The following is a 5,105-nucleotide window of genomic DNA, read 5'->3' as shown; positions in this document are numbered from 1 at the left end:
CCCGGCCCGACGACCGGCGGCGCCTCGACGCGTCGCTGCGGCAGTCCGCGGCGGTCGTGCCCGCGGCGGACGCGCCGCGAACCGTGCCGCTGACGCTCGACGTGCTCGCCCAGGCTCCCGGCGCGGTGCCGGTCGAGGTGACGGCGGACGTGCCGGACGACTGGTCGGTGGCGCCGGTCCCGCCGATGGTGGTCAAGTCGCACGGGCTGCCGACCCAGCGCTCGGTGGACGTCGTGGTGACGGTCCCCGCCGGCACGCCGATCGGCAACTACCCGGTGCGCGTCACCGCGGAAGGGCCGAACACCGTCGTGCGGGAGGCCGTGATCGAGGTGCGGGAGGCGGCCACGTGCGCGGTGGCGGGCGAGCAGTGCGCGGTCGACCTGACCCGCGAGCTGAACCACGACGGCACGGCCACGGTCGCCGCGTCCGGGCAGGGCGACTTCGACGGCCAGGGCTGGAGCTACGACGCCGCGTTGCTGCCCGCCGCCGGTCCGGTGACGTGGGGCGGCGTGACGTACCAGGCGCCGGACGCGACCGGCACGGCGGCGAACTTCGTGGAGGCACGCGGGCAGGCGATGCTGCTGCCCGCCGGGGAGCACGGCGCGCTGAAGCTCGTCGCGGCGTCGCACAACGGCCCCGTGACGGCGTCCGTGACGGTCCGGTACGCCGACGGCAGCACCGCCGAGGCGCCGGTGACGGTCGGCGACTGGGCCGGCTCCGGTGGCACGGTGGTGCTGGACATGCCGCACCGCATCAAGGCCGGCCAGGGCGTGGACGGCCCGCCGGTGCGGCTGTTCGGCCTGTCCGTCCCGCTCGACCCGGCCAAGGCCGTGCACTCGGTGACGCTGCCCGACGACCCGCGGGTGGAGGTGTACGCGATCACGTTGGTCTGACGGCCGGACAGGTCGGGGCGGGTGTCCTCTCCGGATGCCCGCCCCGCGCCGGTGGTCGGGCGGCGATGTGCCGGGTTCACACTCCGGCGTCGCGAAGAGTGGCTGCGTCCGCCAGGGACGCGGATCACGGCGGTTCCTAGCATCGAGGCAACAGTGTGACCGCTGTCACCCGTCCTCATCGTGGAGGTCCGCCGTGCCCGATCGTCACCCCATCGCCGTGATCCGCGGTCCCGCCGCGGTGCTCGTGGCCGTGCTCGCCGTCCTGCTGGTCGTCGCCCTGTCCGTGGTGGGCACGCCGCGGCCCGCCCGCGCGGCGACGCTGCAGGAGGTGACCGGCTTCGGCACGAACCCCGGGGACCTCCAGATGTTCCGGTACGTGCCGACCGGCCTGGGTGGCGGACGGCCGGTGGTGGTGGCGATGCACGGCTGCACGCAGAACGCGTCCGCCTACGCCGGCGGCACCGGCTGGCAGGCGTTGCCCGACCGGTGGAAGTTCTCGGTGGTGTTCCCGCAGCAGAAGTCCCAGAACAACGCCAACTCCTGCTTCAACTGGTTCGAGCCGGGCGACGCCCGCCGCGGCTCCGGCGAGGCGTTGTCGATCAAGCAGATGGTCGACCGGACGAAGGCGGACCTCGGGTCGACGTCGGCGTACGTCACCGGCCTGTCGGCGGGCGGCGCGATGACGTCGGTCATGCTCGCCGCCTACCCGGAGGTGTTCTCCGGCGGGGGAGTGGTGGCGGGGCTGCCGCACGGCTGCGCGACCACGGTGTCGGCCGCGTTCACGTGCATGAACCCCGGCGTCGACCTGACCCCCGCGCAGTGGGGCGACAAGGTGCGCGCCGCGGCGTCCTACACCGGCGCCCGCGCGAAGGTCTCCATCTGGCACGGCACCGCCGACAACACCGTGCGCCCCATGAACGCCGCCGAGCTCGTGGAGCAGTGGACCAACGTCAACGGCACCGACCAGACCGCCGACGTGCGCGACACCGTCGCCGGGTACCCGCACCGCGTGTACGGCGGCACGGTGGAGGTCTACGACATCACCGGCATGGGCCACGGCCAGCCCGTCGACCCCGGCACGGGCCCCGGGCAGTGCGGCGCCGCCGGGGCGTACATCCTCGACGTGAACATCTGCTCGGCGCACCACATGGCCCGGTTCTGGGGCCTGCTCGACGGTTCCCCGACGAGCACCACGCCCACCACGTCGACGCCGCCGTCGCACACCGACACCGCCCGCGGCACGCCGACCGACCACTACGTCGCCGGCCGCGTCGACGTCAACGAGTACAACACCCTGGGCGGCCGGTACGGCTACAACACCGTGATCACGCTCTACCACTGCGGCGCGGACTGGACCGACAAGCCGGACTGCTCGCCGATCTGACCACGCGCCGCCCGCTACCCTGGGAGCCGGCTTGATCGACACCGGCGCCGGGGGACGACGACGTGACGAACGACAACGACTGGGTGCCGGACGGAGCCGACGTCCTGCGGCCCTCGGCGGCGCGGGTGTACGACTTCCTGCTGGGCGGCGGTCACAACTTCGCCGCCGACCGCGCCGCCGCGGCGCACATCGAACGCGTCCTGCCGCACGCCCGCCGGGTGGCCCGGTCCAACCGGGCCTTCCTGCGGCGCGCGGTGCGGCACGTGGTCGGCGAGGGCGTCACCCGGTTCCTCGACCTGGGCTCGGGCATCCCGACCGTCGGCAACGTCCACGAGATCGCCCAGCGCGCCGACCCGACGAGCCGGGTCGTCTACGTCGACCACGAGCCGATCGCCGTCGAGCACAGCAGGTTGCTGCTGGAGGGCGACGAGCGGACCGCGGTGGTGGAGGCCGACCTCACCGACCCGGACGCGGTGCTGGCGTCGCCGTCGGTGCGGGACCTGCTGGACACCGGCGACCCGGTCGGACTGCTGATGGTGGCGGTGTTCCACTTCGTCCCCGACCGCCTCGACCCGGCTGGCCTGGTCCAGCGCTACCTGTCGGCGTTGCCGCCGGGGAGCTTCGTGGCGATCTCCCACCTGACCGCCGACCACGACCCCGAGGGCATGGCGCAGGTGGCCGCGACGATGGCCGCGAGCCCCAACCCGATGTTCTTCCGGCCCTACGACCGGGTCATGACGTTGTTCGAGGGCCTCGACGTGGTGGAGCCGGGCGTGGTCGACGCGGACCTGTGGCGGCCCGAGCCCGGCGCCACCGACCCGGACGGACCGGCACGGGGCGTCTACGCGGGCGTGGGGCGGCTACGCGTCGGGTGACCCGTCGTCCGGCAGCAGGGTGAGCGCGCGCGAGGCCAGGTCCCGCACCTCCGCCCACGACGGCTCGACGGCGAGCGCGTCACGGGTCCACAGGTGGGCGTTCGCCTCGCCGCTCATCCGGTCGAGGAGCTGGTCGAGGGCGGTCAGCACGGGAGCCGCCGGGCCGAACTCGGCGAGCCGGCCGCGGACGACGAGGTAGGCGTCGCCGTACTCCAAGGCGAGTTCGTCGGTGAGGTCCCCGATGAAGCCGCCGAGCCCGCCCAGGTAGGCGACCTGGTCGGCCGCCGGCATCGCCAGGCGCGTCAACGCCGCCGTGAGCGCCTGGCGCACCGGGAACTCGTCCGTCACCACACCGTTCCCGCCATGCGGGCCAGTCTCGCCCACTGTCAGGGCGGATCGCCGGCGAACACCCGCCGCTCGGCCTCGGTGAACGGCGGCTCGGTCGACGGCGGGCGGCCGGGCCCGCGCAGCACGCCGAGGGCGACCCGGGGCGACAGCAGGCTCCGCAGCGGCGCGGACAGGGTGTAGGCGTTGATCTGCGCGCGGGTGACGGAGGGCCGGCCGGTGGCCGCCAGGACGAGCCGGTCGAGGTAGCGCTCCAGCACGACGTCGGCACGGGTCCGGGGCGGGCCGATCGTGCCGGGGTAGCGAAGGTCCTGCCCGACGGCCATCTCCCACGCGTCGTCGATCACCCGGGCGAACCGCCGCTGGACGCGCGCCGCCGTGCGGCCGTCGAGCCCGTGCCGCGCCAGGCCGTCCCGCAACGCCACCGCCTGCCGGGCCACGACGGTCATGCCGTGCCCGTACACGGGGTTGAAGGTGCACGCCGCGTCGCCGAGCACGACGAACCCGGACGGCCAGGGGGAGAGGCGTTCGAAGCGGCGACGGCGGTTGACCGTGCCGTGGAACCCGAACGGCCGGGTGAGCGGTTCGGCCACGTCGATCAGGTCGGCGATGGCGGGGTGGCGCAGCCGGCGGGCGAAGGCACGGAACCCCTCCGGGCTGACGTCCGGCTCGCCGCCGCGCATGCCGCCGAGGCTGACGATCCACCGGTCGTCCTCGATCGGCACCAGCACGCCGCCCTGCCCGAACGGGTTGGACCGCGGGTCACCGAGGATGCTCAGGCCGGGGAAGTCCCCGGCGCCGGCGGGCGCGCGGTACAGGCGCGTGGCGTACACCAGGCGGGAGTCGACGCGCTCCTCCGGCACGGCGGGCAGGCCGAGGTCCGCGAGCCACCGGTCGGCCCGCGAGCCGCGCCCGGTCGCGTCCACCACGAAGTCGGCCTCGATCCGGCGTTCGCGCCCGGTGTCCCGGTCCCGCACCCGGGCGCCGGTGACGTGCGCGCGGTCGCCGAGCAGCCCCACGACGTCGGCGGCCTCGACCACGTCGACCACGCCCGGGGCGAGCACCCGCCGCCGCACCTCGCCGTCGAGCAGGGCGCGGCTGCACCCGATCACGAACTGCGCCTCGTCCAGCCGGGGGAGCCAGCCGAACTGGGTGAACACCAGCAGCCCGTTCGGCAGGCCGAGGCGCCGCGCGCCCGCGTCGACCAGGCTCGCGGTCAGGCCGGGCGACACCTCGTCCAGCGCGCGGCTTCCGCCGGCCATCAGCACGTGCGCGTGCCGGGTGTGCGGCACGCCCCGGCGGTGGCGGACGTCGTCGCCGAAGCGGTCGCGGTCGCCGGAGCGGTCGCGGTCGACGACGGTGACGCGGTCGACGTGCGCGGTGAGGACGGACGCGGCGAGCATCCCGGCCAGGCCGCCGCCCAGGACCAGCGCGCCGGTCCGGTGCCCCGCCGAAGTCCCCGGCCCGCTCATCGGCGCGTGCCGACGGCCGAGCCGACGTCGGCCAGGGCGGCGTCGACCACGGGTCCGGTGAACGCCCGCGCCACCAGCACGAGCCGGGTCCGCTCGCCGGCGAACGCGTGCTCGGCCGCCGGCGAGCCGTCCTCAG

Annotated in this window: 4 protein-coding genes and 1 pseudogene; 3 read left to right on the top strand and 2 right to left on the bottom strand. The window is 75.1% G+C overall.

Features of this window, described 5'->3' with window-relative positions:
• The 3 genes and pseudogenes from ACFQ3T_RS34055 to ACFQ3T_RS34045 form a co-directional block, all read left to right on the top strand.
• Positions 1-893: pseudogene (locus tag ACFQ3T_RS34055) on the top strand (GH92 family glycosyl hydrolase); the annotation flags it as partial.
• A 193-nt stretch (positions 894-1,086) separates the two neighbouring features.
• Positions 1,087-2,277 (top strand): extracellular catalytic domain type 1 short-chain-length polyhydroxyalkanoate depolymerase, encoded by a 1,191-nt coding sequence (locus ACFQ3T_RS34050; protein WP_380729835.1) that lies wholly within the window; start codon positions 1,087-1,089, stop codon positions 2,275-2,277.
• A 62-nt stretch (positions 2,278-2,339) separates the two neighbouring features.
• Complete coding sequence (locus tag ACFQ3T_RS34045) at positions 2,340-3,152, top strand: SAM-dependent methyltransferase (protein ID WP_380729833.1); 813 nt, start codon at positions 2,340-2,342, stop codon at positions 3,150-3,152.
• On the opposite strand, the gene ACFQ3T_RS34040 is transcribed toward ACFQ3T_RS34045, so the two are convergent.
• Together ACFQ3T_RS34040 and ACFQ3T_RS34035 are read right to left on the bottom strand one after the other, a co-directional pair.
• Complete coding sequence (locus ACFQ3T_RS34040; protein ID WP_380729831.1) at positions 3,138-3,500, bottom strand: hypothetical protein; 363 nt, start codon at positions 3,498-3,500, stop codon at positions 3,138-3,140. The genes ACFQ3T_RS34045 and ACFQ3T_RS34040 overlap by 15 nt on opposite strands.
• A 38-nt stretch (positions 3,501-3,538) precedes the next feature.
• Positions 3,539-4,969, bottom strand: a complete 1,431-nt coding sequence (locus ACFQ3T_RS34035) for an FAD-dependent monooxygenase (RefSeq protein ID WP_380729829.1) — start codon at positions 4,967-4,969, stop codon at positions 3,539-3,541.
• Between the last annotated feature and the right edge of the window lie 136 nt (positions 4,970-5,105).

This window comes from Saccharothrix hoggarensis (genome assembly GCF_042678885.1).
In the GTDB taxonomy this organism is placed as follows: Bacteria; Actinomycetota; Actinomycetes; order Mycobacteriales; family Pseudonocardiaceae; genus Actinosynnema; species Actinosynnema hoggarensis.
Note: the sequence above shows the minus strand (reverse complement) of the source record. Positions and strands in the feature narration are given on the sequence as shown.

What these genes read in the sequence shown, in the direction of transcription:
- ACFQ3T_RS34035 (WP_380729829.1), bottom strand. Translation starts at nt 4,969, where the DNA reads ATGAGCGGGCCGGGGACTTCGGCGGGGCACCGGACCGGCGCGCTGGTC.